The organism is Schlesneria sphaerica (assembly GCF_044336245.1).
Taxonomy (GTDB): Bacteria; Planctomycetota; Planctomycetia; order Planctomycetales; family Planctomycetaceae; genus Schlesneria; species Schlesneria sphaerica.
Window position 1 is genome coordinate 3,858,355 of the sequence record NZ_CP172346.1, and the last position, 26,283, is coordinate 3,884,637.

The 26,283-nt window shown below is 58.1% G+C and carries 19 protein-coding genes; 7 read left to right on the forward strand and 12 right to left on the reverse strand.

Features of this window, described 5'->3' with window-relative positions:
• Positions 1–93 precede the first annotated feature (93 nt).
• The 3 genes from ACGY09_RS13990 to ACGY09_RS14000 all read left to right on the forward strand — a co-directional run bounded on the left by ACGY09_RS13990 (position 94) and on the right by ACGY09_RS14000 (position 3,672).
• The gene (locus ACGY09_RS13990) at positions 94–444 is read left to right on the forward strand and encodes a hypothetical protein (protein WP_397568210.1); all 351 of its coding nucleotides are present in this window, start codon (positions 94–96) and stop codon (positions 442–444) included.
• 204 nt (positions 445–648) lie between these two features.
• Positions 649–2,097 carry a cation:proton antiporter gene (locus tag ACGY09_RS13995; protein WP_397568211.1) on the forward strand — a complete coding sequence of 483 codons (1,449 nt, stop codon included), beginning with the start codon at positions 649–651 and terminating at the stop codon, positions 2,095–2,097.
• Positions 2,098–2,208: 111 nt separating this feature from the next.
• Positions 2,209–3,672 (forward strand): sodium:solute symporter family protein, encoded by a 1,464-nt coding sequence (locus ACGY09_RS14000; RefSeq protein WP_397568212.1) that lies wholly within the window; start codon positions 2,209–2,211, stop codon positions 3,670–3,672.
• A 77-nt stretch (positions 3,673–3,749) separates the two neighbouring features.
• Here the strand turns inward: ACGY09_RS14000 and ACGY09_RS14005 are convergent, their stop codons facing one another.
• The 3 genes from ACGY09_RS14005 to ACGY09_RS14015 all read right to left on the reverse strand — a co-directional run bounded on the left by ACGY09_RS14005 (position 3,750) and on the right by ACGY09_RS14015 (position 6,060).
• The gene (locus tag ACGY09_RS14005) at positions 3,750–4,250 is read right to left on the reverse strand and encodes an NUDIX domain-containing protein (RefSeq protein WP_397568213.1); all 501 of its coding nucleotides are present in this window, start codon (positions 4,248–4,250) and stop codon (positions 3,750–3,752) included.
• Between the two features lie 214 nt (positions 4,251–4,464).
• Complete coding sequence (locus tag ACGY09_RS14010) at positions 4,465–5,379, reverse strand: sugar phosphate isomerase/epimerase family protein (protein ID WP_373649619.1); 915 nt, start codon at positions 5,377–5,379, stop codon at positions 4,465–4,467.
• Positions 5,380–5,772: 393 nt separating this feature from the next.
• The gene (locus ACGY09_RS14015) at positions 5,773–6,060 is read right to left on the reverse strand and encodes a 4Fe-4S binding protein (protein WP_373649618.1); all 288 of its coding nucleotides are present in this window, start codon (positions 6,058–6,060) and stop codon (positions 5,773–5,775) included.
• 356 nt (positions 6,061–6,416) lie between these two features.
• Here ACGY09_RS14015 and ACGY09_RS14020 point away from each other — a divergent pair, with 356 nt between their 5' ends.
• On the forward strand, positions 6,417–8,414 hold the full coding sequence (locus tag ACGY09_RS14020) for a hypothetical protein (RefSeq protein ID WP_397568214.1): 1,998 nt from the start codon (positions 6,417–6,419) through the stop codon (positions 8,412–8,414).
• A gap of 201 nt (positions 8,415–8,615) precedes the next feature.
• Here ACGY09_RS14020 and ACGY09_RS14025 read toward each other — a convergent pair whose 3' ends face one another.
• The 7 genes from ACGY09_RS14025 to ACGY09_RS14055 all read right to left on the reverse strand — a co-directional run bounded on the left by ACGY09_RS14025 (position 8,616) and on the right by ACGY09_RS14055 (position 16,688).
• Positions 8,616–10,154 carry a hypothetical protein gene (locus tag ACGY09_RS14025; protein ID WP_397568215.1) on the reverse strand — a complete coding sequence of 513 codons (1,539 nt, stop codon included), beginning with the start codon at positions 10,152–10,154 and terminating at the stop codon, positions 8,616–8,618.
• Positions 10,155–10,492: 338 nt separating this feature from the next.
• Complete coding sequence (locus ACGY09_RS14030; protein WP_397568216.1) at positions 10,493–11,695, reverse strand: lysostaphin resistance A-like protein; 1,203 nt, start codon at positions 11,693–11,695, stop codon at positions 10,493–10,495.
• Positions 11,692–12,282, reverse strand: a complete 591-nt coding sequence (locus ACGY09_RS14035; RefSeq protein WP_397568217.1) for a DJ-1/PfpI family protein — start codon at positions 12,280–12,282, stop codon at positions 11,692–11,694. The genes ACGY09_RS14030 and ACGY09_RS14035 overlap by 4 nt, the downstream gene beginning before the upstream one ends.
• A 143-nt stretch (positions 12,283–12,425) precedes the next feature.
• Positions 12,426–13,370, reverse strand: coding sequence for a protein-signal peptide and transmembrane prediction (locus tag ACGY09_RS14040; RefSeq protein WP_397568218.1), 945 nt, complete (start codon positions 13,368–13,370; stop codon positions 12,426–12,428).
• A 255-nt stretch (positions 13,371–13,625) separates the two neighbouring features.
• Complete coding sequence (locus ACGY09_RS14045; protein WP_373649612.1) at positions 13,626–13,889, reverse strand: hypothetical protein; 264 nt, start codon at positions 13,887–13,889, stop codon at positions 13,626–13,628.
• Between the two features lie 16 nt (positions 13,890–13,905).
• A complete protein-coding gene (locus ACGY09_RS14050) occupies positions 13,906–15,345 on the reverse strand; it encodes a DUF1501 domain-containing protein (RefSeq protein ID WP_397568219.1) in 1,440 nt (479 codons plus the stop codon).
• A gap of 410 nt (positions 15,346–15,755) precedes the next feature.
• A complete protein-coding gene (locus tag ACGY09_RS14055) occupies positions 15,756–16,688 on the reverse strand; it encodes a serine acetyltransferase (protein WP_373649610.1) in 933 nt (310 codons plus the stop codon).
• 687 nt (positions 16,689–17,375) lie between these two features.
• On the opposite strand from ACGY09_RS14055, the gene ACGY09_RS14060 reads away from it, so the two are divergent.
• The gene (locus ACGY09_RS14060) at positions 17,376–18,230 is read left to right on the forward strand and encodes a CPBP family intramembrane glutamic endopeptidase (protein ID WP_373649609.1); all 855 of its coding nucleotides are present in this window, start codon (positions 17,376–17,378) and stop codon (positions 18,228–18,230) included.
• Between the two features lie 30 nt (positions 18,231–18,260).
• Here ACGY09_RS14060 and ACGY09_RS14065 read toward each other — a convergent pair whose 3' ends face one another.
• Positions 18,261–21,518 carry a DEAD/DEAH box helicase gene (locus tag ACGY09_RS14065; RefSeq protein ID WP_397568220.1) on the reverse strand — a complete coding sequence of 1,086 codons (3,258 nt, stop codon included), beginning with the start codon at positions 21,516–21,518 and terminating at the stop codon, positions 18,261–18,263.
• Positions 21,519–22,022: 504 nt separating this feature from the next.
• Here ACGY09_RS14065 and ACGY09_RS14070 point away from each other — a divergent pair.
• On the forward strand, positions 22,023–24,452 hold the full coding sequence (locus ACGY09_RS14070) for a helicase HerA domain-containing protein (RefSeq protein ID WP_397568221.1): 2,430 nt from the start codon (positions 22,023–22,025) through the stop codon (positions 24,450–24,452).
• 172 nt (positions 24,453–24,624) lie between these two features.
• Here ACGY09_RS14070 and ACGY09_RS14075 read toward each other — a convergent pair whose 3' ends face one another.
• Positions 24,625–24,864 carry a GlsB/YeaQ/YmgE family stress response membrane protein gene (locus ACGY09_RS14075; RefSeq protein ID WP_373649606.1) on the reverse strand — a complete coding sequence of 80 codons (240 nt, stop codon included), beginning with the start codon at positions 24,862–24,864 and terminating at the stop codon, positions 24,625–24,627.
• Between the two features lie 292 nt (positions 24,865–25,156).
• On the opposite strand from ACGY09_RS14075, the gene ACGY09_RS14080 reads away from it, so the two are divergent.
• Positions 25,157–26,206 (forward strand): DUF6655 family protein, encoded by a 1,050-nt coding sequence (locus tag ACGY09_RS14080; protein ID WP_397568222.1) that lies wholly within the window; start codon positions 25,157–25,159, stop codon positions 26,204–26,206.
• The last annotated feature ends 77 nt before the right edge of the window (positions 26,207–26,283 follow it).

A 26,283-nucleotide genomic window follows, 5' to 3' on the forward strand; every position in this document is an offset into this window, starting at 1 on the left:
TCGGCTCATCCCATTCATTGAACGTGTTCGTCCCAGTGATCCCGCTGGGTCGAACGCGAAATCATTCATCTGCTCGAGACAAGGTACACAGAAATGGCCGAAAAGATCCAAACGCCGAATGGCGCGATCCGCCCTATCACCTCACTTTGGGTGCTGACTGGCCGCGTTGCCTGGCTGTTCGCCGGCCCCGTCGTACTGGGATTCCTTGTCATGTCGATCCTGCAGCGACGTGACGGCTGGATCGCAGGGACCGATCTCGCGTTTCTGATCGTCCTGGCAGGGACGGTCGGTGCGCGGTGGTTGACCTACAACGCGGGTGATACGTCGAACTCCAACGGTGAGCCAACGACAGAAGCACAATTACGAACTTATTCGTTCAGCTTTCTGACCGGTGGTGTCGTCGTCTGGATCCTAGCGAACATGGTCGGGAACCACCTCCGTTAATGGAAGGTCCTGTGTCGGGTTCCTGCATACGTCACTTCGTTGCCCTCTTTACATTGGGCAACCGGGAGGGGTGTCATTCTGTAAGCAGAACCACCCCTGACATTTTTTTCGCTCCGCAGGTCTGCCGCCCCCCACGTCGTCCCGAGCGTGATTGCGTTCCGGGATTGACTGCCTCTGCCACGCCCCATCGTCGAAAGCCTGCCCATGCTTCCCCGTTTCTGTTCCAGCTTTGTCTTTCTGTTGTTGTGTGCACTGATCCTGGCGGCAGCCGGTCGGACGAGTCTGGCGGAAGGTTCCGTCCCCGTGCCGGCGGCAGCATCCGGGGAAACTCACGCTACGGAAGAGGGGACCGCAGCACAGGCTCATGGGGCATCACACGAAGACCCCGTCACCCCGATGCTGCTGGGTCTGTTGCTTGTGCTCGTCACCGCCAAACTGGCGGGAGCGCTGGCAACACGTCTGAAGCAACCTGCGGTTCTGGGGGAACTGCTGGTCGGGGTCCTGCTGGGAAACCTGATTCTTGTCGGTTGGGATCAACTGGAGTTCTTGCGCCCGGTCGCAGTCCACGCAGGGGATTCACACTCAACCAATCTCGTGGCGACGACCATGGACATGCTGGCACGGATCGGCGTGATTCTGTTGTTGTTCGAAGTGGGACTGGAATCGAGTGTCGGTCAGATGCTGACGGTCGGCTGGTCCTCTCTGGCCGTGGCAGTCCTGGGTGTCGTCGCACCGTTTGGACTCGGCTGGTTCGCGGGACAACTACTGCTGCCGGATCACTCATGGCACGTCCACATGTTTCTGGGAGCGACCCTGTCGGCGACGAGCGTCGGCATTACGGCGCGGGTGTTCAAAGACCTGGGAAAAAGTGACACGAAGGTCGCCAAGGTTGTACTGGGTGCAGCGGTCATCGACGACGTGCTGGGTCTGGTCCTGCTGGCTGTCGTGCAGGCGGTGATCGTGCAGGGATCGGCCAATCTGTCCGAAGTCGCTCTGATCGTCGGCAAGGCCCTGGTTTTCCTGTTCGGCAGCGTGATTCTGGGTGACTGGCTCAGTCCTTATCTTTTCCGGGTCGCTGCCTTGCTGCGGGTGAACGGCATGCTGATGATCACGGGGCTCGCCTTCTGCTTCGGACTTTCGTGGCTTTCCAGTCAGATGGGACTGGCTCCGATTGTCGGGGCATTCGCCGCAGGAATGATCCTGGACGAAAAGCACTACCGAGCATTACAGCGACCGGACGAACGTTCGCTGGAAGAATGGGTCTTGCCCGTGACCACGCTTCTGGTCCCCATTTTCTTTGTGATGATGGGTTTTCAAGTCGACCTGCGCAGCTTCCTGAACCCGGGCACACTGGGTCTGGCCGCGGGCATCACGATCGCAGCCATTCTCGGAAAAATGGCCTGTGCGGCCGGAGTTCTCGAACGGGGGATCGATCGACTGAGCGTCGGATTCGGCATGATCCCTCGGGGGGAAGTCGGACTGATCTTCGCCGCGATCGGTCAAGGACTGGTCTCGAACGGCATCCCGATCATCGACGCCGGAGTCTACTCGGCCGTCGTGGTCATGGTGATGGTGACAACGTTCCTGGCGCCACCACTCCTGAACTGGTCTTTGTTACGCCATCAGGGACCCACGGTCACACCAACTCAATGATGCCGCTGTCTCTGCATCCCTGGTGGCAGCGTTTATCACTCGTGAGCGATGCCCCATGAAGTAAGGGCCACAGGCCAGTGACATCCGCTGTCAACAGGAATGGAGTTGAGAATGCAGCTTGTCGCTCTACTGACCTTCGCAGCAATTACTTTCGTGCTGGGAGGCTACGCCTCGACACGCGTCCAACAGGTGAAAGACTTTACGATCGCCGGTCGATCGCTTCCCTTTTTCTTGAGCGTGGCCTGCGTCTTCATGGGCTGGATTGGGACCGACGCAGTTCGTCTGTTTTCGTCAACCTCGTCTTCGACCCACTTTCCGGCGACTGCAGCGGCCTCACTGGGGACCGCCACCTCGCTCTTGCTGTTCGCGTTCTTTTTCCGGCCTGCGTTCTACCAGCGGCAGCTCGGGACCATCGGCGACTACTTCAAGATTCGGTATGGCAGAACGGTCGAGTGGATCACGTCGATCAGCCTGACAGGATCGTATGTGGGATGGATGGCCGCTCAGTTTCTGGCTCTGGGGATTGTCATTGAAGCGTTCATCCCCGACGTGATGCTGCACCAGGCGGTCCTGCTCGGGGCCGTGATCGTCACCAGCTATACTCTCTTTGGCGGGATGTGGGCGATCAGCCTGACGAACCTGCTGCAATCCCTTGTCATTCTGGGGGGACTGCTGGGTGTCGCGGCTCTGATGGGAAGAGCAGGGGACGGAAGCGAGTTCGCGCTGCACACGAACCCGCGCAAGACACTCGGCCTGATGATTCCGTCCAGTCCCTCCGGGTGGCTGACGTCGCTGGTGACGTTCATCACGGTAGCCCTTGGCTTCATTCCCCAGCAGGATGCCTTCCAACGAATCACCAGCGCGAAAAACGAGCGGATCGCGCTGATTGGCACACTCGCGGGGACCGTCGGCTACAGCTGCATGGCATACCTGCTGATCCTGATCGCCGCCGCCGGTCAGAACCTGCTGGATAATTCCCATTCCCCTTCGCCAGCGGACACGAGAGCGGTACTTCAACCGAGTCTGGTCCCCCGCCTGCTGAATGAGTTGCCTGCTGCGGGACGCGTTCTGCTGACAGGAGCGATCCTGGCCGCGATTCTGTCGACTGCCAGCGGCACGCTGCTCGCCTCGGCCAGCCTGCTGACAGAGAATGTCCTGTTCCCCTTCACCAGGAACATCGCCCCATCCGAACGTGTCTGGATCGCACGCTACGTGCTGCTGGCGTTCGCGGTCGTGACAACGTCGCTGGCGATGGCTGCAAAAGGATCCCCCTCCGACATCCTCGTCGCGGGGGTTCGGACCGCGCTTGTCGTGGCCTTTGTGCCTCTTTGCTGCGGCATCTACTGGCGCCGCGCGACAACGCAGGGGGCGCTTTGTTCGATCGTCCTGGCCAGCTCGGTCTGGATTGCCGCAGAGTCCTTCCACGAGCAAATCCCCTGGCCGTCACTCCGATCGGTTCCCACCCACTTCCTCGGGCTTGCGGCCGCAGTCCTCGGGATGCTGGTCGGATCACTGACACCAGCAATCATTCCGGGGCCCCCGGTACAAGGGGTGAGCGACCCTGCGGTGGAGTGATTTCGACGCGTCATCACTTTCGCGAGCGAGAGCAGGGACGCTGACGAAGAGACTTCATGCAATCAGTCCGACGTTGCTCAGAATCGCTCGAGGTACCAGCGAAACAGGGCGCGGAAACAATGAGTGAAGTCGTCCGGATCGCGTTCGATCATGGACTGGATTTCGCTGAGGGGGCGGAACTCGCCTGACAGAATTTCTTCGGGATCAAACGTCGGTGTCTCGTCCGTTATCGCCCGGTACAAACCACTGTGCTCGTATGAGGTGGAGGCTCCCATCGCGGGGAAGATCCCCAGATATTCGACGTCCGCTTTCAGACCCAATTCTTCTTCCAGTTCACGAACGGCTGCCGTTGCGTAGTCTTCGCCGGCACTCAGGTGGCCTGATGCCGATGACGTGTACTTCAGGGGTGCCTCATCCTTGGTGGCCGACCGCCGATGGATCAGTAATTCGCCGCGACTATTAAAGACGAAGATATGGACTGCACGATGCAACCAGTGATTGGCGTGGACGACCGATCGTGGCGACTGGAACAGAACACGGTCTTCCTGGTCAACAACGTCAAACAGCTCTTCGGACATGCGATTTACGACTCCGACTCTCTCGTCCACCTGGCGTCGATGGCCTCATGGCCCCACGTCAGCGGGGCCATGAGGCGACGAAGTACAATCCTGTGATCAGGGTGACGCAACCCGTCGATGTCGGCACGACAAGCCCACATCAACGGTTGTCGAACTGGCACAGGCAAGGGGGGCCAGCTCGACAACTGACACCCCGTGACACCACCATAAAGCGTCAGGCGCTGTACGGCTGGATGATGTGCTGATCCATCCGCTGAGCAATTTCCGTCAGACGCTCAAGCCCACCACCGGGGACTTCAGCCGTGGCCCAGCCGGAGTACTTGATCTTCTTGAGAGCGGCGAGAACGGCAGGCCAGTCGCAATCCCCTTCACCGATTTCGACGCCGAAACCGGCTCCTTTGCCTTTCGTATCGGCGAGTTTCCGGCTGAATTCCTTGATGTCCAGCTTGCCGATGCGGGAACCCAGCGTCGCGATCCAGTGCTCGGGCCAGCCGATATTGACGATATTCCCGACATCGAAGTACGACCCGACCATGGGGCTCTGGAACTCATCGATATAGCGAGCCATCTCGACCGGGCTGAGCAGGAAGTTGTTCCAGACGTTTTCGAACAGAATCTTGACACCGAGTTCGGTGGCGAGTGGCAGGCACTTCTTGATTTCCGCCTGTGACCGGTGATAGGCGTCTTCGTACGAGACTTCCTTGTTGACGACAGCGGGCACCAGCAGCACCGTGTCGCCGCCATAAATCTTCGTTTCACGAAGACACTTCTGCAGGACTTCAACACCTTTGGCACGAACAGCAGGGTCTGCGCTGCTGAGAGGCTGACCCCAGTGAACGTAGTCGACCATGCCGTGCACGATCAAACCGGATTCGTGCATCGCCTTTTTGACTTCTTCGACCGGTTGATCCTGATCAACATCGATCCCTTCAAACCCGGCCGCCTTGGCCATCTTGAACTTTTCAACCAGGGTTCCTTTACCGCCGACCATGCTCAGCTTCACAGCTTTCCGCAGAACGAGCTTCTCGTCGGCCGCTTCGACAACTCGAGAGGGCATCGACAAAAGTCCGGTCGCGGCGGCGATACCGGCAAGGTTCAGGAAATCACGTCGGTCAAGAGTTTCAAGCATGGTGCGTTCCGATCAAGAGTTCAGCAAATGGGACGCTGGCATGTTAGCATCTCCATACGGTCGGTGCAGTACTTCCTGAGCGAGTGGACGAGAGAGATTCCCATCTCCGAAGCGCGATGGTCACGGGAAACGCGGAGGACCACTTCGCGTCGTAACGGGATGGAGTGCCAGCCCATCTTCGATTCCAAAGGAAAACGCCGACACATCCCGGAGGGCGCATCGGCGTTTTCAATTTTTGAGACTCTTGTCCCTCAGATACTGTCCTTCAGCTGCTCTTCAGACAGTTGCTGTTCAGCGGAACTCGCTTGCCGAGCGGACTACCCAATTGGAGATTGGCGAAGCCGATGGTCTGCGGTCCCGCTGTGGTCCTGTTACTTTTCGGCGGTGGTCCTGTTACTTTTCGATTGGGGGACCCATGGGGTCTTTTCGCTCGGTAATCGATGGGCAAGTGGGAGCCATTTCCGCATTCAGAACGGTGTAGTCTGCCCATTCGGCCGGAAGATTATCTTCGTGGAAGATGGCGGCGGGAGGACATTCAGGAACACAAGCCTCGCAATCGATGCATTCTTCCGGATGGATGAACAGCATCGCCTCTCCCTCGTAAAAACATTCTACGGGGCACACGGTTACACAATCAGTGTACTTGCAGTTAAAACAGGGCTCTGCCACCACGTGTGTCATCGAAGGCTCACTTTCCCAATAGATGTTGAAATTGACGTTCTGCGGATCGGTGGCAACGAAATGTCGCCCGCCAGAAAAACTGGTCGCCTCTTACACTTCCGTCGAGAATATCAGACAATTCCGTTAGAGAATCTTAGCGCGGCTGAAAATTTGCGTCAAGAAATGAGTTGGGGAATTCTCTACCTCAAGAATCCTCTCTTTAAATGCTCTTTGAAATCTGATAATGGTTTCAATGCGATGGAGAATAACTACGGTTGGCACTCAACTTAACAGAGTCCGCCGGGCAGAGTTTTCAGGAAGTGGATGCGGGTCGGAACTCTCAGGATTCCGCCAGGGAGCCAACGGAAGGCAGAATTGTGCGATCTCGTCTGCGATCTTTGATTCTGCGGGAATTGCCGAATCCTCTCCGCTGGATTGTTGCAGAAATTCTGCACTTCCTGGACTGGATCGATCGAACCGGCGGCGCGATTGCCAGAGGGATGCGCGAGTCCCCCGCCTGGTACTTCATGACCACCATCGGTTGTCTCGCCGTTTTCCTGACTTTCATGATGTTTCTTTCGGTCGCTGACCAGACGTCAGGACGCACCAGCAAGAACACTGCGCCGGTGCGTGCCGCGGCCAATCTTTCCCGCCAGGACATGGAAGCGCTGAACGAATGGGCTGCACAGGATCACTGGCGCGTAGCCCACTTCTTCGTCGCCAATCAACCCCGACAGCGCCCCAAAGACATTCAGCTTGATAGTCGACTGAGTGCTCTACCCGAGCCTGCCGCGCAGCCCGACATGTTCGGTCGATCCACCAAGGTGTCATCAACCCATGGATCGAACCCGAAAGATGTCGTGGACGTGCGACTGGATCTGAGTCGCCCCAGGATCGCTCAACAGGGAAATCGCATCGCAGCCGGCACCGTGCTTGACCCCGGCTTTCTGATCGCTGATCAGAACATGACCGGTCGAGACCACGATCTGGAAGGACAGACACGCGCTCAGGCCCCGCAGTTGCTCGTGCAGGCGGCGTGGGAGTTTGGCCCCGACTGCAACGTCCGGGAATATGTCCCCACTCCACCACGGCGAACCAAACCGGTTCGGGTCCCGCTGCCTGAACCCGAACCAGAACCCGAACCGATTACTGTCCCGGCCCGGCAGACCGCCCCCGACCTGGCCTTTGAAATGGCCATGACCCGCCATTTCTCGGTAGAAGGGGCCGTACCACCTGGCGCGCGTATGGTCGAAGCTTCGGACCGCAGCCGGTTCGAAATCGAAGAACCCGCGTCGCGCAGTCTGGCTTCCAGCGAGTTTAATTCTGCTCCGTGGCGGGAGTCACGCCCTTCGTCGCGGCGTCAGGGGTCCAGCCTCAGACCCTACGAAGGAATCGATCTCTTTGATCCCCATGTTCATCAGCATCCCCATGGGGACGAATACGACGAAAACCTGCGGGCCGTTGCGGACATCGCTTTGCGCGTCGAACTCGAGACCCCCGAACTCGCCGCATCCGGTGCTCCACAGCGATCGCGATTGCACGTGACGAACGAAGGTCAGGATCAGGTCTCGCGCCTCGAAGTGCGGGAATTCCCGGACCAACTGAAAACCGTCGTCGGCGCCTCTCCAGATGCCACGACAGCAACGATGGTCGATCCTGTGACAGGATCCCGGCGACAGGTACTTCATCGCGAACTGCCACCCCTGTTGCCGGGTGAAGAACGCGATCTGACCCTGGACTGGGTTCCTGAGGGTCCCCTCTCGCAGACCCACCGGGCACAAGTGATCGCACACACGGAAGTCTCGACCTTAACCCGCGTCACGCGGCCACCCGCCGAACAGCCCATGCCATCGGTCCCCCCCGAGCAAGTCGAGTACTTTCCCGCACTGGAATGTGATGTCGCTCACCTCGACCGAATCTACATGGGTGACGAGATCGATCTCGAGATTGTCGTTCGCAATACGGGGAACACGACCTTACACCAGGTCAAAGTCGCGATTGAAGTTCCTGACCAGTTGGCGCATCGAGACGGGCGAAAGGTTATCTTTGAAGCGGGAAATCTGCCGGTCAATGCCAGAAAGCAGACGGTCGTCAGGCTGGCAGCGATTCAAGCCGGGGAGGCTGTCAACCGCCTGCACGTCAATGCGCGGGAACGAGTCGACGCACGAGGACAAACCTCGTTGCAAGTGATCGAACGGCCGAAGCGAGATCGTGAACGCGAACCCGTGACGCAAACCCGCTCGACTTCTGAACCCGCTCCACCGCCCCCTGCCAAGCCACGAACTCTGCCCCTTCAAAAAGTGGAAGAGTGCTGCTGCCAGCGGGTCTCAATGACGATCGATCTGCCGAATCGCATTGATTCCTGGTTGAACTGACCCCGATGAACTGACCGACAACCGAGGTCAGCCCGGTATCAGGAATGGGCGGCGTTGGCCGTCATGAACCCGAAACTGCACGAACCCCAGCTGCACAAACCTGAGGCGGCACCGTGCCTGCCCACCGTCTGCACCCGCTTGCCAGCGACGGAACCTGCTCGCGAATTTCAGTGGCCCTCATTGTCCGTGTGAACGCCATCCTTACGGCAGTGCGATCACAATATCATCGTTGAAGGAAAGTCCTGCATCGTTCTCGAGGTTCGAGCCGAGGCTGACAAGACGAACGCCACCCGCTGACAGCCGGTCATATCGGAAAGGCTCTCCGTTGGCATCGCGAGGGACGATCTCCAGATAATCGGGAGTCAGGTCGGCCAGTGTCGCCGGATAAGCCTGATGATCCGCCCGGTAGCTGACAACCGACAGACTCAGCAGCAGAAGATCACGTCGCAACTGAGCCCGATCGTCCAGTTGTCGCAGTTGTCGATAGCGTGGACGTAGCGACATTGCCATCGTTTCGCCGATGAAGCGACTCAGCTTCTTTAAGTCCTCAGTCGTAATCCGATTCGCGGCATTCTGTTCGTCCCAAGCGGCGTACGCTTCATCGAGTGCCATAAACAACTGACTCTGAACATCCCGCTCCTTTGTCGAGAGGGCTTTGACCACTTCATCCTGAACCTCGTTGGCGCGAGCGAATACCTGATCCCAGTCCGCCACAGACAGACGAAGCTGCTCCAGCTTTGGAAACTTCGCAGTGTCCGGGAATTCGAAGAATGCCCCCAGCGTCGAATCCTCGAGCTTGAGCAGTTCGATTTGTCGCTGCAGGACCGCTCGCTCACCGACATCCGCTGCGATCGCGGCGGGTGGAAGTGGTTTGATCTCCTTCAGCTTCGCCAGGTAGTTTTTGGCCTCCGCGCCGGTAAAACCACCGGCCTGCAGCACCGTCGTCGAGGCCTGGAAGGCAACACCCTCCATCTGATGGGCTTTGATTGCCGAAACGTCGAAGGGCGAACCGGTGGCCAGCAGCACCGCGAGTCGCTGGCAGGCGACAAGGTCTTCGATGGCCTGATCACCCTTCTGCTCGGTCACTCGCAACATGGCTCGGGCACTCAGACAGCGGACCAGAAACGGCAGCCGTCGTTCGAGCGTGACCGACATGGAAAGAAGCTGCGGTGGTTCGGCTTCGGAGAGGATAGGGGCGTAGTATTTCGGTTTTCTGGACGCTTCGACGAGTATGTCGAGTGGCTGCCGGTTGGCTTCGAGAAAGAGGAGGAGCGCCGGATACTCGTCTTGTTTCCAGGGTCGCACAATCGCGGTGGCGAGATGAAGAGGCAAGGCATCGAGGTCGTGGCCGAGAGTCGCCTTTTCATCAGGGCCCAGGGAATCTGCGAACTGCTGGAAATAAACAAAGGGGGCAGGGGACGGTGCGAGCGAAGCGATTCCCAGCATCGCCAGCGAGTCCGCTTTCAAGGCGGGATCGAACACATCCTCACCGCAAACCTGGACCAGCAGCACGGCCGCGTTATCACTTGGTGCGACGTCCTGAGACAGTCGTTCATTCACAGATCGCATCGTGTCGTTGAGGCTGTCCGGCATCACCGGTTGCTTCAGGACTAACCCCTCGGGCAGCGGCGCCGACTTGGACTCGTCCGCCCGACTCGCCGCAGGGACCAGCAACAAGGAACCCAGTAGCAGACAACGCTGCAGGCGGCACAACAGCAGGAGGGAATTACGAATCATCATCGGGCTCACTTCCACGTGTGTGACATCTGGCGAAATGGAATGGCGGTTCGGTTCTCTTCGGTCGTCGGGGACGTACCGCGATTCAGCCAGCCGTTTCCGGGCTGAATTCTACTCCACACGACGACGCTTCTGCCTGCCTGCGAGACAGAATTCGGAGACACGAAGGGAAATGAAAGCCCCCTTTTCGTCGCGTATACAACTCGACGGGGTCGCCTATCGACGCTGCCCATCAGGACGAGCATCTGATTTTCGTAGTGTCATCGGACGGCAGGCCCCAGACCCGCACTAGAGAGTCGCTGGTGCCATCGACTGTTCTCCCAACCTCAGGTCTGGCGACTTCACGCGGGCCAGTTCAGGAAGAAGATCAGGTAATAGACGACGACGCTTAAGACCGAGATGATCGAAACGACAGGGGAAATTGTTCCCGCCAGAGACTGGATTCCGGGAATCGCAGGGACGCGGACGGGGAAGCGAGACGACTCGTAGATCTGCCCATCGGGAAGATAAAACTGAACTCGCGATTGCCACAGGCACGTCGCCAGTGCTCCGATCACAACACCACCCGTCACCATTTCCAGGAGATCGAACAAACCCAGTTGCTGCATTTGACCCATCGGATCAGGCGTATTCAGAGTGGCAGCAACAGAGGCCCACGTGTTGTTGGCGAAGTGCAACAGCATGGGCATCCAGAAACTGCGAGTCCACAAGTAAACGACATGAATGACAATTCCCAGCGGGATCACGGCCATGGCGTGCACGGGGTGAATGTGCATCCAGCCGAACAGGAATGACGTCACCAGGACTCCGCCCCACAAACCCAGGTCCGAGATCAAAATTCGGCCAATGGCACCGCGGAAGACCAGTTCTTCTCCGATCGCCGGGAGGACAGCGATGACGAAAATCATGGTCGACAGAGAGGTGTTGTCGGACATGTCCTGAACGGCCTCCATGACGTTCAGTCCGTCGATGAACTTCAATACCGGAAAGACATCACCCAACGCCTGCCAGGCCATCTGAATGGGAAGGCTAAAGACCGAGACGGCCATCGAAAGAGGAAGGGTCATCGCCAGTACAATCACGATGTGACGAAGATCAGGTTTGCTGAAGTTCAGTTCACGAAGCGCAGATCCCCAATAACGGAGGGCCACCGCCAGGATGGCAGCGAGCACGAACAGCAGCATTTCCCCGCCCGTCAGATACGCCATCGACGCTGGATCGGTGACATCGAAGGGCTTGGGAACTTGCATCTGAACTTTGTACGTTATCACCAGTATGGCAACCGCGATCCCGCCAATCACATGAACCCAGAGGGTTCCAAACCACCAGACTGCGGCTTCGAAAAGTCCCCAGAACCATGACCGAGGTGGATCGGCATAGTAGATCTCGTCCCGAATCCGCGCTTCTATGAGACTGAACGACATGGGTGGTACCGGCCGCACCGCCGTCCGCTTGGGCGGGCCACTCGCGTCTGCACGGGAAATCGGTGGCGGGGTGATTGCTTCGGAGATGTGGGGGACAACGGGCGGGTCAGATTCTGTCACGTTGCCTCCAACAACCGGATCCAGGGACCGATGTAATGTCCATTGTCATGAAACGTCCGGCCACTGACGAGGTTTCCGTCAACGACACACGGCTCATCCACGAAGATACCGCCACAGACCTCCAGGTCAAACCGGCATTTCGGGACTGTGGCCATTCTTCGCCCTTTTACGCAGCCGGCGTAAGCGGGGATTTCCACTCCGTGGCAGACACTCGCAATCGGCTTATTTGCTGCGAAGAAGTGCTTTGTGATCCGGACCAGATCTTCGTCATAACGGAGATACTCGGGTGCTCGCCCCCCCGAGAACAGAATCCCTGCATAGTCTTCGGGGACGATGTCACGGAAAGCCACCTCGGCGAAAATCGAGTAGCCTTCCCACTCCCTGGTGATCGTCCAACCCGGTTTCACCTCATGCAGCACCATTTGATAGAGCTTGCGTTCCGGTCCCGCCACCACCGGTCTCATCCCCGCTTCAACCAATCGATAATACGGATAAAGCGTATCGACCGTTTCCGTCGCGTCTCCCACAATGATCAAAACCTGCTTCACGATGGGCTCCACGAGTACTTCTTGAGTGTCCGCAGTCATCGAACGTTGCCTGAACACGGCCGACAGGGCGGGCCGTCTGGCTCCTGCAGACCGCCATTGAGACTGGCTGGTTGCTGACGAAATAACGCTTGCCATTCGCGTCGGACGACCGTTCCACCCAGCCCTCCTTTGCAAAAACTGCGTTACCTTCCAACCACATCTTGACGCTTGTCTTCGCGAAACCGGAACGGCTTGCCGCCGACAAGATCAGAACTGAGGATGGTCGGACACCAATGCTTTTCGACATGCGAAATGACGAGATCCGTTCCCGCGAAATGGCTCACGAACGGTTTGCTCTTGGAGCAATACATCGTGTCGGTCATGTCCCGGACCAGCAGCACGTCTTTTCCCTGTGTCACCAGTTGCCGAATCGCAAAGGGACGACCGAGGACACACATGTTGAGGTGCACACCCATGATGATGACATGATCGATTCCCCGATCCGCCAGCAGATTGAATGTTTCCTGACCGTGATCGGTGATGGCGTCTCCTTCGAGGATGTCGATCGTATTGATCTGCCGAGTCCAGGGAGGGACGATCTCGCACTTGGTCTCGCAATCGCAGCCCATGTCGGTGTCATCAATCGGCAGTTCCGATTCGCGCTTGCCGTCGGGGTAGCACCAGGCGGTTCCCCAGCGTTCGACGGTCGCCAGCGGAAACCGCGTTTTGACGAAGGGGGCTGTTTGAGCCAGCCGGCGCTGCGGCGTCCCTTTGTAAAAATCGACTGTGGTGCTCGGTGCGTGGATGATGAAAACACCCCGATCACGCGCTGCATGGACGACCTTGTTCATCGGACCGGCTAGCTCTTCGACGCGCGCCGCCGCTCCTTTGCACCAGTGCTGATCCCACATGTCGCAGATGATCAGGGCCGTCTTGCGAGGATCCCATTCCACGGTGGCCTCTTTCACGACCGCCTTTGAAAGGGGTTCCTCCAGAGATTGCCCGACGCGCGACCGTGTCTTGAGGACCAGGGGTTTGACGGTTGCCGCAGCAGCCGTCTCTTCCGCATGAACCACTGGAGCGTCAGTCAGTTCTCTCAGCGCGACACAACAGATGACCAACGTCGCAGCCAACCACATTCGTCGCATAGCGTGATTTCCCCAAAAAGATGCGAGACAGAACGATCAGAATTATGAAAGCGTCTTCGGCAGTAGTGTCCACAACTGAGCATGCCTGTCGATTGTACAGTCTCTTACTGGTGTAACGAGGCGGGAGCCTGCCATAAAGAGACCACGCAACCGGCACAGAAAATTTGTCCCAGAACGAGTCGTCCCATGAACCGAGTCACGGCGTACGGCCTGGGCATTCCGAGTCGGGGGGGAGCAGGGGCAGGAGCAACGGAGTTACGGATTCGTCCTGCGTCGTCGCCACAGATAACTGACAAACGAACCCAGTCCGGCGAACCGGAAGGACGGATCGACGTAATGTTCGATCACGTAAAAGGCAAAGTAGTAGGCTCGACAGAAGGACCAGATGGCAATCGCCAGAAGGAGTGCCAGACGCAAGTCACGATGTTCCCAGAGAATCAACGTCACCGCGAAGAGCCCGGTCAGGAGAAACAGCAGGCCCTTGAAGTACAGCAGTCGGGGATCTTTGATGTCGCCCATGACGCCTCACACCGTTCTAAAACAACCCGGTCAGCGGACGTCCCGGCATCACATGGTGGGGACGATCGAATGGATCGACGACGGTCGTATCCCCGTCGTATCCGAGGGCGTGATAAATCGTCGCCACGAAATCGCCGACGGGAACCGGATTATCAATCGGTTCGGCGGCCAGTTTGTCGCTCTTGCCGTAAACCTGCCCCCCTTGGATCCCTCCCCCTGCCAGGACAGTGCTGTAGACATTCGCCCAGTGATCGCGACCGGGGGGACTATTCCCGTTGATGACCGGTGTCCGGCCGAAATCACCCGTCCATGCGACAAGCGTGGTCTCGAGTAAACCCCGATCTGCCAGATCGTCAAGCAATGTACCGAACGCCCGGTTCAGCGGGGGGAGTAACCGATCTCGCGTATGTTCGAGGTGGTGCGAGTGCGTATCCCACCCACCGAAGATGACGGTGACCAGTGAGACCCCCGCCTCCACGAGCCGACGTGCAACAAGGCAACTGCGCCCCAGACGGTCACTCCCGTATTTCTCGCGGAGAGACACCGGTTCGTGCTCGATATCAAAGCCTTTCCACGTCGATTCGGCCCCCAGCACATCCAGCGCCTGTGTTTGCTGCCGCATCCAGTCCCGCAACAACGGGGTACCAGCGCCGATTTCCTGCTGTCCCAGGCGGCTCTGTAATTCCAGACGCTGTTCCAGACGCCCCCCGAGGAGTTCCTTCTGCAACTGGAAACCGGGGGGCATCATTCCCGGAAGACTCGCTTCACCACTTCCCGGCGAGTTATTGAAATCTTCGTTGAGCTTGAAATAGCCATAGTCCATCACGAGCGGATCATACTTTCGGCCGAGGAAACCGGCGCTCTGGCCGGCCCATTCACGGCCGGGACCATCCTGTGTAATCCACATCGGTAACTGAACTGCGGCGGGAAGTCCGCGCTGCGAGCCCCGCAACTGATTGAGCACAGCGCCTACAGCCGGATAGTCCCGCCGATCCAGAAACGGCTCACCTTCACGGGGGACGTTCGGAAATCCCGTGAGGTTGTAATGGACCCCGGCCCCATGAAAGAGTGCGTTACCCCCGTGATAGACCGAACGAATGATCGCCAGTCGATCGGCCTGGTGGGCCAGATTGGGCAGCAATCCACAAATGTCGATCCCCGGTACGTTGGTCGAAATTGTGGGGAACAGACTGCGGGCAGGGCCGGGTGCTTCCGGCTTCATATCGAACGTTTCCTGCTGGGGTGCCCCACCCAGCATATAGAGCATGATACAGGCTCGCGCGGTTCCAGTCGGCGAGGTTCTGACAGCTCCCTTCGGCTGCGTCGTCGCGGCAACCTGCGTTTCCCTCGCGTCAGCCCGATTCGCACGCAACTGCGAGAGTGAAAGCCCCAATGCCGACAGTCCCCCCACCTGAAGACACGTCCGACGCGACAGAGGTGTGAAGGCTCGGAGCATTTCCACGTCACCGGAAGAGAGTTACACGGCAGAAACCTCTCGGAGCATACAACGTCACCACGGAATTGTAACCACAATTCCGGGCAGGTGTTCATTCCTCACTTCGGCGTGCTGCCAGCGCCGCAAGGACACAGCACGGAGACGCTGCTTAGCGGCACTGCTTAGCGGCAGGCATCTTGAACAGCGATAGAGCCTTCTGTTGCAATCGTCGGTCACACTGAACTCAATGGGTTCCTGTCGAGTTCCAACAAGGTTGGTTGTTCGTGCCGACGGGGACGTCGGCGGTCCCGGGATCGCCGACGTCCCCGTCGGCTTCCTTTCGGGCGTCGCGACTTCCTTGCAAGTCGCAGCCTCCGTCTGTGGCTCCCAACAGTGGCGGAAAGAACAGGCTGCTGAACCGGGACACTCAACTACGAGGCATGGCGCATCCGCAGCGTGGGCTTTTCGAGTGTGACGACAGTATTCGGGGGCACGCTTTCATAGACCGAGGCACCCGCTCCGATGACCGAGTTTCGCCCGATCGTGGTCGATCCCCCCAGCACTGTGGCGTTGGCATAGACGACGACGTGATCTTCGATGGTGGGATGACGTTTAAGCGTCCGCACCAGATTTCCCGCGTCGTCCCGCACGAAGCTCAACGCCCCCAGCGTCACTCCCTGGTACAGCTTCACGTGGCTGGCAATCTCACAGGTCGCACCAATGACGACACCGGTGCCGTGATCAATGAAGAACGACGGGCCGATGGTTGCGCTCGGATGAATATCAATCCCCGTTCTGCCATGCGCCCACTCGGAAATCATCCGCGGAATCAGAGGAATCTTCAGACGGTCGATTTCATGTGCCAGACGATAGATCGTAATGGCTTCCAGCCCGGGATAGCAGAAGATGATTTCATCGAGACTTCCGGCCGCCGGATCGCCGTCGAAAGCGGCCTGGACGTCGGTCGCCAGGACACGACGAATCGACGGCAGCGCCGACAGGAATTCGATCGCCCGTTCCTGTCCCAGCGCCTCGAAATCGGGCTGGACGTCCTCGCACGTCAGTTTATTCTTGCGTCGATAATCGTGCCGCAACGCGCGGGCAAACTGCTGTGTCAAGCGATCGTGCAGACTGTCGATCAGGTCGCCAATGTGATAGGTCACATTGCCCAGATGCAGATTCTGCCGTTTCCGGTAGCCGGGATAGAGGATCTCTTTCAGGTCCTCTGCAATTTCGATCACCATGTCGACGCTGGGGAGCGGACAGTGACCCAAATGATTGATCGTCTCGATCTCGTGATAAGTATCCACGATCCGATCGGTCAGCTCGGGAAGTCGTTCCTTAAGACGAATGTCAGTGGCCATAAGCCATTCCTTAATTTACTGCTGATTCCCGAGCCAATTTCTGAATATCAAATCCGGTTCCGGCAGCAATTGTGTTACGGCAATCGAATCGATTCCGTTCTGGATCGCTGACTGTTTCCGCTGATCCACACACCGTGTGACAGGAATCGGCGGATCATTCGTAGACGGTTCACAGAATCCCACTTTCCGCACAGATTGAATCATTCGCAACGAAGCAACGAACGGAATTTTGAATAAAGTCACCGGATTCTATCCAGCTTATCAAGTACCCGGTCAACGCAAGAGAGACTCTCGATTTTGCCCAAACGCCAAACTCCGCCCGAGCGAAGAGACCGTTCAGCCGTTGCCTCGCCCGCCGACGAGTCTCAGCCGGATTTCCAGGATCGAGGAAGACCGACAGGCCGTTGAGGTATGACCGAGCCACTTGGGCGAAGCTGCGCGAGGATTCCCGCCAGCCAGACTTTGCGGGCTCTAGACCCAATTGTGTCGCGGACCAAACGATGACGACGATGACGAAAGGTGTCGACGTTGCCGGCAATAGCTGCTGTGTGCGACGTAGCGATGCTCTCAGGGAAACCGCCTTCAGCGGCTGTGCCGGTGGACGTTTCTTGCAAGACGTAAAGCGGCCTGGGATGACCAGCGCCGCAGCAACGCTTTCGTTCCTGACTCACCAATTAGGGATGCCCCATGCTGTTGTCCGATTCGCAGGAGCGGACCGCACCCTCGGAAGGCCGTCCAGTGGATTACTGGCTGGAGACCCGGCGTCCATTCTGCAACCTGATCTTCCTTTTCCCGCTGCTTGTCGTTTACGAAGCGGGCGTGCTGCTGACGGGTGGATTCGACGGAAATTCCATTCGGAATGGCGCCGATGCCTGGATGCGCCACTGGCTGTTGCGAGCGGGAATTGATCTTTTCTGGCTGTTGCCTTTGCTGCTGCTGAGCGTCCTGCTCGCCTGGCACCTGACCGTACGACAACCCTGGAGAATGAAGTGGGAGACGCTGGGGGGCATGATGGCGGAAAGCCTGCTCTACGCGTTCGTCCTGATCATGCTGGGCCAGTTGACGGACTACGGTTTTCGATACGCATCATCGCTCACCGTGCAACCGGACCTGCAGCAACTGCAGCTCGAGGATGATTATGTTGCGAACGGCTTCCTGATCCGGCTGGTGACGTATATGGGGGCCGGGATCTACGAAGAATTTCTGTTTCGGCTCTGCCTGCTACCCGCTCTGTACGGGGCCATCCGACTGCTGATGATTCCGCGTCACTGGGCTTTGCTCGGAACCGTGGTGATCTCGAGCGTCGTGTTTTCACTGGCGCATTACCTCGGACCTTCGACGGATGGTTCCCTGCTGCAGTTAGTCATCGACGCCATCGGGCGGGTGAAATCCCGTCCTGAACTGTGGTTCGGATTCGTCTTCCGCACGCTGGCGGGGATCTTCTTTGCAGGATTGTACTTCTTCCGCGGCTTCGGGATTGCGGTCGGTGCACACGCCGCCTACGACGTCTTCGTCGGCATTGTCCTGATTAACGAGCTCTGATCACGGCCGTAGCGAACGACCGGGGGCGAATTACGTCGAAGATCCACCCAGCCGGATCAGGTCGACCAGTTCGGCCGTCGACATCTTCGCCGCCGCATCGGTCCCTTCCAGAATTCCCGCCACCAGTCCGCGCTTATCGGCGTGCAGTTTCAAGATCTGCTCTTCGATGGTTTCCTTCGAGACGAACCGGTAGACCGTGACGGGACGAGTCTGACCAATCCGGTGAGCACGATCGGTGGCCTGGTCCTCGACCGCCGGATTCCACCAGGGATCCAGGTGCAGCACATAATCGGCACCGGTCAGATTCAGTCCTGTTCCTCCCGCCTTGAGCGAGATCAGGAACAAATCACCCTCGCCCCGCTGAAACGCCTCAACCGCCTGCTGACGTTTTTTGGCCGGAGTCGATCCATCGAGATACTGGTACTCAATCTTTCGCAGATCGAGTGCCTCGCGCACCAGTGCCAGATGCTGCGTGAACTGACTGAAGACCAGCGCCCGGTGTCGTCCCTCGCGCAGTTCGTCGACCGTTTCCAGAAACAGATCCAGCTTGGCCGACGAGTGCTTCCACTTCTTGTCGACCAGGCGGGGGTGGCAGGCGAGCTGACGCAGCCTTGTCAGAGCGGCCAGCACAACAAACCGCTGATCTTTCTCCTGGCCATCGATCAGATTCGTGAGATTCTTCACCGCCCACAGCCGGGCATCTTCGTAGATTCGCCGCTCTTCCGACGAGAGTTCCGCCGTTAACTGAATCTCGGTCCGTGCGGGGAGTTCTGAAAGGACTTCGCTTTTGGTCCGCCGCAAGATAAATGGACGGATGACACGCGAGAGCGCCTGTTTGCGTTCCGGGTCTTTGCTCTTCTCAATGGGTTCCGCAAAGACGTCACGAAAACGTTCCCAGCTGCCAAACAGGCCGGGAGAAACGGCTCGGAAAACGCTCCACAGATCGCCCAGGTGATTTTCGGCCGGCGTCCCTGTCAGAGCCAGTTTCCAGTCGGCCTGAATCTCGCGTACGGCCGCTGCTGTTTTGGTCTGGCTATTCTTCACGGCCTGCGCTTCGTCCAGCACCAGCGTCCCCCACTGAATGGTGCTCAGTTCGGAAACATGCTGCTGCAGCAGGTGATAGCTGGTGATGAGCAGATCACCCTTGGTCAGCGTCTTGAGAAAATCGACCCGGTCCGTATCGCGATACAGGATCGGTCGCAGGGTGGGGGCAAAGCGTTCGACTTCACGCATCCAGTTAAAACCGACGGACACGGGCGCCACGATCAACGTCGGTCCCTTCTCGCGCCGATCAAGCAGGACGGCCACCGTCTGAACAGTCTTCCCCAGACCCATGTCGTCGGCCAGACACCCTCCGACCCCCCATTCGGCCAGCCGCCTCAGCCACTTGTAGCCTTCGACCTGATAGTCGCGCAGATCGGCCTGCAGGGTCGAAGGAACAACCGGTTCCAGATTCGTGGCCAGGTGCAGGCGTTTCAGTGATTCCTTCCACTTTTTGCTCGCCTTGAGCGTCACCTGATCGTCAAGCACGTCTGACAGCAGAGGAGCGGCTGTCGCGTTGATCTCCAGCTTTCCCCGGTTGGAGTGCACCATGTCAGCCAGATTGGCGAGGCGATCTCGAAACTCCTTGGAGATCACAGCGAACTGTCCTTTGCCGAGATCCAGATACCGCCTGCCGCCACGAAGAGCCGTCAGCAGTGTGGCCAAAGGAAATTGCTGGCCCCCCAGCGTGATCGATCCCGATAGTCCGAACCAGTCGTGATGATCCTTGATCTCGACTCGCAGAGCAGCGGGCGTAATCTCACCCACCACGTTCATTTGCCGTTGCGAATCGTCCGGCCACAGAACTGTGGGGTCACCCTCGGGGCGGGAGCGAAGCGCATCCAGCAGGTCAAGCACATCATCATCCGTTGCGACCTGCCAGTGGAACAGCCCTTGTGCGGTGAATCGATTCAGGAACAGGTCGTTTGCCAACTGCTGAGCGTCGCGGCGTTCTGCTGCGGGATCTCGCTGGACCTGCACACGCTTTTCCTCGATCAGACCGGCGACCTCGTCAGGTCCTTCGCCTGGCGTGAAGTAAGGTCCTTCGGGCGCAGGTTGAACCTCTAACTGAATCGTCGCTCCCACCAGGGCGTGCGGAGTCACACGGAGAAACAATCGCTGCTGTGCGTCGACCAGTTCCCCTTTTAACGAGACGGGTAGACCGACCGGGAGCTTTGCTTCGAGTGCGGGGAGCCTTTGCAGAAAATGGGGCTGTGCTTCCGGGGGAATCGCCGGACTGTGTTCGAAGAGAGAAAGAATCAGCTTCCAGAGTTCGACTTCCGCCCTGATCACGTGGATCTGGGCAGCATCCATATCGATGGCAATCCCGCAAATGTGATTGCAGGGATAGAAATGAGCGAACTGAGAGACCTCGCGACCGCTGATCGAGGGAATCAGTTCCCAATTTTCACCCTTCTCCTCGATCCGAAGGCCAAGTTGCCCTTTCACCACCTCCATTTTCGTGGTTTCGAAAAAGACCTGAGGATGCCCCACTAGTTTTTCGCACAGGGTCCCGATCTGGTCGGTCGTCGGAAGCCAGTAGGCGAAACGCGATGATCGTGATGCTTGCAGCACCTCGAGATCCGCGGGAAGCAGTTCGATACTGGTGTCGTAATGAAGTTGATCCCAGTCGATCGCGCGACCCTTATTCCATCCTCCCCGTTTACTGGGCGTCTGTTCCACCGGTTCCATGGTGAGCGTGGAATAGGGACCGATCATCAGGCGCCAGGCCAGTCGCGATCGGGGGACCGAGGGGACTTGTGGTTTAGGCGCGTCAGCGGCGTGAAGAAACTGATCCAGATTGCGAAGGGCGACGGACCACACAGGTTTGCTGGAATTCAGCACCTCCTTCAGCATCGCCGAACCAGGTTCCGAGAGTTTCTGAAGCAGAACGGTCAATGCGGCAAAGGTGTGTTCACAAAACAGGCCATTGAAGTTCTCGCACGAGCAACTCGGGATCAGTCGGGACTGATTGCCTTTCGTACTCTCTTGCTTGACCAGCACCAGCGCACGCATCACGCCGCGAACAGAGCATTCAAAATAGAAGAACGAAATTTCGGGATCGTACGTCGGACCAGCAATCCGACCGACCCAGCGAGATCCTGCCTTCTCCGCGCGCCGACTGTGGCGTTTGATGAGCGTTTGAATCTGATCCAGAATCTGTTGAGCAGCCTCATCCCTCACCGCGGATTTCGCGGGCACATCGTCTGATGCGGATTCTGCCAGAGCTCCACGATTCGAATGCATTGCTGGCATCCTGCCTGAGAAAAAGAAATCTTCCTGTCACCTCTGTTCAGACACTGAAATTAGTGGGAATGGCTCACTGAGTCACTTCACTCAGAAAAATTTTGTCGGCGAAAGATTTTCTCCGCGACCGGGAATGCTTTCTCACTGCTGACACTTCACGGCACACCCGTACGAACTGCGATTCACAGCGCGGCAATTTCCCTGATGAAGCAGACCGTCGGGGGTGACCATCAGACTCGTCCTGACCGTCTTCACTGCGAAGTCTGAGCCCGAAGTCCCATCACTGGCTCAGTCCCTACATCGAATTTCCGTGCTCCCGGCGGCGTCAGTTTCGCGTGACGGGGACTTCTCGATCAGTCTGCGTTGGCTTATAGTTTTGCCTCAGGTCCATACGGTCGAGTCGCTCGACAATTCGGCGCGTGCCGCCCCATTTCCTGCCGCTTCCCGCAATCTCACGGCACCCCGATCAGTACGAAGTTCAATGCGAACAGTTTCGAAGGACGGATGATGCAAGACTACGAAAAGCTGGGCGTCTTTTATCTCGGCAAACTGTTCAACATGAAAACGCGTGAGGTCAAAAGTGATTCCCCCGTCCTGTATGACGCGAAGGATCTGACCACCCATGCCGTCTGTGTGGGGATGACCGGCAGCGGAAAAACGGGTCTGTGTTTGTCGCTGCTGGAAGAGGCCGCCATCGACAATATCCCGTCGATCTGCATTGATCCCAAAGGGGATCTGGGCAACCTGCTGCTCACCTTTCCCAACCTGCTGCCCGAAGACTTCCGGCCCTGGATCGACCCTGCAGACGCCACCCGCGCCGGCCTCTCGCCTGATGACTACGCTGCAAAAATGGCGAAGACCTGGAAAGAGGGACTGGCAAGCTGGGGACAACCCCCCGAACGGATCAAACGATTCCGCGATGCCGTGGATATCTCGATCTACACACCGGCCAGTAACGCGGGTCTGCCGCTGACCGTGATGAAATCGTTCGCAGTTCCGAATGACAAGATCCTGGACGATTCCGAAGCGATGCGCGAACGGGTCGCTTCGGCCGCGTCTGGTCTGCTCGCCCTGCTGGGCGTCGACGCTGACCCGCTGCAGAGCAAAGAACATATCCTGCTTTCAACCATTCTGGACCGCTCCTGGAGAGACAAGAAGGATATCGACCTGGGGTTATTGATCCGCCTGATCCAGAAGCCCAACTTCACCAAGGTCGGGGTGATGGATATCGAAAGTTTCTACCCTGCCAAGGAACGAATTGCATTCGCCATGAAGCTGAACAACCTGATCGCCTCGCCTGGCTTTCAGGCATGGCTCGAAGGTGAATCTCTCGATATTCAGCGACTGCTTTATACGCCTGAAGGGAAGCCCCGTCTGACCATCATTTCGATCGCTCACCTGAGCGACAGCGAGCGAATGTTCTTTGTGACCATCCTGCTGAATGAAATGGTGAGCTGGATGCGGTCGCAGACCGGAACCTCGAGTCTACGGGCCATCCTGTATATGGATGAAATTTTCGGCTACTTCCCCCCCACCACCAATCCCCCCTCCAAGACGCCAATGCTGACGCTGCTGAAGCAGGCTCGCGCGTTCGGACTGGGTGTGGTTCTGGCCACGCAGAACCCCGTGGACCTGGACTACAAAGGCCTTTCCAATGCCGGAACCTGGTTCCTGGGCCGACTGCAGACCGAACGTGACAAAGCGCGAGTCCTTGAAGGCCTGGAAGGAGCCTCGGCCGCGGCGGGAGCATTGTTTGATCGTCGTGAAATGGAAAAGATCCTGTCGGGGTTGGGGAATCGTGTGTTCCTGATGAACAACGTCCACGAAACGCACCCCATCGTGTTCCAGAGCCGTTGGGCCCTGTCGTTCCTGCGAGGCCCGGTGGACCGCAGCCAGATCGCGAAACTGATGGCCGAAAAGAAAGAAACGCGAGCGGCCTCTTCGGTGCAGGCGGTTGCCGTCCTGGGTCTCAACGCGGCAGGAGGCCAGCATCCCGTCCTCCCCCCAGAGACCAAGGAAGTCTTCCTGACGGGAGAAACCAGCCTGCTGGGCGATGCAAAGTTGCTCTATCGACCGGGAATCCACGCCAGCGTCCGTGTGCGGTTCGTTCAGGCGTCCGCAGGGATCGACACTCAACAGGATCTGACCGTCTTCCTTCCCGCCATCGAACAGATTTCGCCCACGATTTACGACGCCGCCGAGGTCACGACCGACGCAGGATATTCGTTGCAGGAGCAGGCCGAAGCCGGGGCGACATTCGCCGACCTCCCCACGGCGTTGAATCAGCAGAAGACGTTCGAAGGTTTGAAGACCGCATTGAAGGACCATATCTACAAGACCCAGAAACTGTCCCTGTGGAAGTTCGCGGAACTGAAAGAGACGTCGAAAGAAGGGGAAAGTGAAGGGGACTTCCGTGTCCGTATGGCCCATCGCCTGAAAGAAGAGCGAGACCTAGCGGTGGAAAAACTACGGTCGAAGTACAGCTCGAAACTCGCGACCATTCAGGAACAGTTGCGCAAGGCTTTGCAGAAGGTCGAGAAAGAGAAACTGGAATCCCGCAATCAGACTATGCAGGCAGGTGTGACAGTGGTGACCTCAATCCTGGGGGCCGTCTTCGGGAGAAAGGCGACATCCGTGACCAACATGGGCCGTATCGCCACCGGGGCGCGAGCGGCTGGCCGAATGGGTGCTCAGAAACAGGATGTCGCTCTAGCGGAAGAGTCGGTCGAAGCAATTCAGGCACGCTACGACAAACTGAACGAACAGTTTGAAGCGGAAGCGACAGCGCTACTCGAAAGCGCTGCTCCCGAGAACATTAAGTTGCAGGAGACCAGCGTTGCCCCGAAGAAGACCGATGTCACTATCGACCAGTTTGCACTTTGCTGGACGCCCTGGATCGTCGATGGCAAAGGGAATGCGGAACAAGCCTGGTAGAACGAGATCCCCTTTGTGCTCAGGTCGGTTCCTCCAGTACCACGATCACAGCACCACGATCACAGCACCGGTTCGGCTTCGGGTGCTCACCCGACGACTGCCCGTTCGGCCCACGCCGCCTCCTGGACGGACAACTTAGGGCCCCGCGGCTGGGACTTGGCTCCCAAGGCTTTCAGGTGCGGATGCGTGTCAGAATGTAGATCAATGCGACGGCCCCGACTGTCGACATCAGCAGATTGCCGATGATGCCGTAGGCAGACAGGCCGACCACGGCGAAGAGAGCACTGCCGACGAACGAACCGATGACTCCGATGATGAGATTACCAAGGACTCCAAAGCCCCGGCCCTTCATAATCTGACCGCTCAGCCAGCCCGCGGCGATCCCGACCAATAACGACCAGATAATGCTCATGTTGGGTTCTCAATCCATCTGAAGTCGTAAACAACCGTCCCGCGCAGAAGATTTCGATCGCATCACGATTCGTCTATTCGCACACTCACTCCGTCTCTTCGATCGACGTATGTAGCGTGTACGTCGCATGATCTTAAGGCGTGGGAAATACGGCGGAAAGCCTATCAAACCGTTTTCATGCCAAGGGGAGAACTGAAAATTCATCTTGGTGGATCACGCCAAATGCTGTACATTTCGGACCTCCTCCTCGTTCCATTCGTGATGATGTCCGCCTTTTGGCAAGCTAACATTCATGCTCCGCTTGAGGTATTTCCGCTGCGTTTGGACCCTCCGCACCAGCGCATCGCTTCGATGCGTCAGTGCGACATTCTTTCTTTTCCTTGTGCTGTCTCAGTTAACGGGTTGCGGCACGACGCGAATGTCTGACACCCTGCGAACGGGAACAGAGCAAATCCTGCTCTCGGCCGCGATCGACCGCTGTATCAGCGAGATGGATTTTTCAGAGCTCAGCGGAAAAGACGTTTACTTCGACCCACAGTATCTGCGTGGTGTATCGGATGAGGGGTATATCGTCAGTACCATCCGACAACGGCTGCTTGCCGAGGGGGTGTTTCTCAAGTCGGTGAGGGACGAAGCGACTTACGTCGTTGAAGCACGGGCGGGGGCCGTGGGAACGAACCGCCAGGATGTCCTGATCGGTATCCCACAGACCAGCCTTCCAACCGGTGCCCTGACGGCGGGGATTCCTTCAGTCATCCCCGAAATTCCCTTTGCGAAGAAGACTCACCAGAAGGGTGTCGCGAAGATCGCCGTGTTTGCCTATAACCAGACGACCGGTCAGGCCCTGTGGCAGTCTGGCGCCACGCCCATCACGGCCGACGCCCGCGACACCTGGATTTTTGGTACAGGCCCGTTCCAGCGGGGTTCCATCTACGCCGGTGCCAGTTTTGCCGGTCAGCGTGTCCCCGGGTGGAATACCGACAAGGCGATTGCCTCGCGTCCACCTGCCAAGGGGATCCCCGTCAACGTGGCTCAGACGTTTGACGAAGATCCGGATGTCGTTCCACCGTCGCCGAAGTTGCTGGCAGAAAAGAAAGCCGAGAACAAAGCGACACCAGCGCTTTTCACTCCGGCAGTTCCACCGAGCCAGCCTCAGCCAGGACGCGCTCCGTCACCTATTCCAAACCCCTCCTCAGCCCCTGCGGCCACCACCGGATTCGGTGCCTCCAGCATGTTCAACATCACCGGAGGACAGCCCTCGAATGGATCGTCAGGTGGCAATGCCGCGGCCGCCAGTGCGGGGCTGCTGATCTTCAAGAACTCGACGAAGCCGGTCGAGTAGGCTCAGCGGCGAAGCGGCCCGGGACGTACCCCCTTCCACGCGTGAAACAACGAACGTGTCCTGCCTTGCTGAGTGCG

Bases quoted from the DNA above. Each gene is read 5' to 3' on its own strand.
- ACGY09_RS13990 (WP_397568210.1), top strand. From the start codon at position 94: ATGGCCGAAAAGATCCAAACGCCGAATGGCGCGATCCGCCCTATCACC.
- ACGY09_RS13995 (WP_397568211.1), top strand. From the start codon at position 649: ATGCTTCCCCGTTTCTGTTCCAGCTTTGTCTTTCTGTTGTTGTGTGCA.
- ACGY09_RS14000 (WP_397568212.1), top strand. From the start codon at position 2,209: ATGCAGCTTGTCGCTCTACTGACCTTCGCAGCAATTACTTTCGTGCTG.
- ACGY09_RS14005 (WP_397568213.1), bottom strand. From the start codon at position 4,250: ATGTCCGAAGAGCTGTTTGACGTTGTTGACCAGGAAGACCGTGTTCTG.
- ACGY09_RS14010 (WP_373649619.1), bottom strand. From the start codon at position 5,379: ATGCTTGAAACTCTTGACCGACGTGATTTCCTGAACCTTGCCGGTATC.
- ACGY09_RS14015 (WP_373649618.1), bottom strand. From the start codon at position 6,060: ATGACACACGTGGTGGCAGAGCCCTGTTTTAACTGCAAGTACACTGAT.
- ACGY09_RS14025 (WP_397568215.1), bottom strand. From the start codon at position 10,154: ATGATGATTCGTAATTCCCTCCTGCTGTTGTGCCGCCTGCAGCGTTGT.
- ACGY09_RS14035 (WP_397568217.1), bottom strand. From the start codon at position 12,282: ATGACTGCGGACACTCAAGAAGTACTCGTGGAGCCCATCGTGAAGCAG.
- ACGY09_RS14040 (WP_397568218.1), bottom strand. From the start codon at position 13,370: ATGCGACGAATGTGGTTGGCTGCGACGTTGGTCATCTGTTGTGTCGCG.
- ACGY09_RS14045 (WP_373649612.1), bottom strand. From the start codon at position 13,889: ATGGGCGACATCAAAGATCCCCGACTGCTGTACTTCAAGGGCCTGCTG.
- ACGY09_RS14050 (WP_397568219.1), bottom strand. From the start codon at position 15,345: ATGCTCCGAGCCTTCACACCTCTGTCGCGTCGGACGTGTCTTCAGGTG.
- ACGY09_RS14055 (WP_373649610.1), bottom strand. From the start codon at position 16,688: ATGGCCACTGACATTCGTCTTAAGGAACGACTTCCCGAGCTGACCGAT.
- ACGY09_RS14060 (WP_373649609.1), top strand. From the start codon at position 17,376: ATGCTGTTGTCCGATTCGCAGGAGCGGACCGCACCCTCGGAAGGCCGT.
- ACGY09_RS14065 (WP_397568220.1), bottom strand. From the start codon at position 21,518: ATGCATTCGAATCGTGGAGCTCTGGCAGAATCCGCATCAGACGATGTG.
- ACGY09_RS14070 (WP_397568221.1), top strand. From the start codon at position 22,023: ATGATGCAAGACTACGAAAAGCTGGGCGTCTTTTATCTCGGCAAACTG.
- ACGY09_RS14075 (WP_373649606.1), bottom strand. From the start codon at position 24,864: ATGAGCATTATCTGGTCGTTATTGGTCGGGATCGCCGCGGGCTGGCTG.
- ACGY09_RS14080 (WP_397568222.1), top strand. From the start codon at position 25,157: ATGCTCCGCTTGAGGTATTTCCGCTGCGTTTGGACCCTCCGCACCAGC.